Annotated in this window: 1 protein-coding gene; it reads right to left on the bottom strand. The window is 71.0% G+C overall.

All coding sequences use genetic code 11. The features are described 5' to 3' along the window. The coding region (locus SM452_RS30355; protein ID WP_463841221.1) for a non-ribosomal peptide synthetase at positions 1 to 1,125 on the bottom strand (1,125 nt) is incomplete at both ends.

Raw genomic sequence — 1,125 nt, 5'->3', positions numbered from 1 at the left:
GTTGTAGAGCGGGCTGGGGCCTTCCAGTTGGCCGAGGAACCACAGGCGTTGCTGGGCGAACGACAGCGGTACCCGAGGCGGACGTGTGCCGGCGCGCAGGGCGAGGCGGGCCCGGCCGGCGTTGCCGCCGGTCAGCCACGTCGCCAGGCGGGCCACGGTGGGGGCGTCGAACAGCGCCCGCAGCGGCAGTTCGACATCGAGCACCGCGCGGACCCGCGACACCAGGCGGACGGCCAGCAGGGAGTGGCCGCCGAAGGCGAAGAAGTCGTCGTCGACGCCGACAGTGTCGCGGTTGAGGACTTGAGCGAAGACGGCGCAGAGGATCTCTTCCTGCACGGTGGCGGGGCCTCGGCCCGGGCTGGCCTCGTAGCTCGGGGCGGGCAGGGAACGGCGGTCCAGCTTGCCGTTGACGGTCAGCGGCAGCCGGTCGAGGACCACGAACGCGGACGGGACCATGTATTCCGGCAGTCGCCGGCCGACATACTCCCGCAGACCCGCGGCGTCGGCGTCGGTGGCCACCACGTAGGCGACCAGGCGTTTGTCGCCGGGGATGTCCTCGCGGGCGATCACGGCGGCCTGGGTCACCTCGGGATGCTGTCGGAGGACGGCTTCGATCTCTCCGGGCTCGATCCGGAACCCCCGGATCTTGACCTGCTCATCCGCCCGACCCAGGTACTCCAACTGCCCGCCGGCCGTCCAGCGCATGACGTCGCCGGTGCGGTACATCCGCTCCCCGGGCCCGAACGGCGACGCCACGAACTGCTGCGCGGTCAAGCCGTGCCGGCCCAGATAACCGCGGGCCACCTGCGCCCCGACCAGATACAACTCACCCGCCACGCCAGGCGGAACCGGCCGCAGCCAAGCGTCGAGGAGATAGGCGCGCAGGTTGCCCAACGGCTTACCGACGACCGGCTTCGAGCCGGCGACCACCGGCGCCGAAAGAGCGTCGACGGTGCATTCCGTCGGCCCGTAGAAGTTGTACGCCTGGGTGTCCGCCGCGGCGAGCTCGTTCCACAGCGGTTCCGGCAGTGCTTCACCGCCGAGCATCAAGACCCGCGGACCGCCGCCGATCAGCAGGCCGGCCGGCAGCAGCTGAGCCAGGTACGACGGAGTGACGTCCATGAA

The sequence above is a fragment of the Micromonospora sp. SYSU B005 genome, from assembly GCF_055362685.1.
This window is presented reverse-complemented; position numbering and strand designations above follow the sequence as displayed.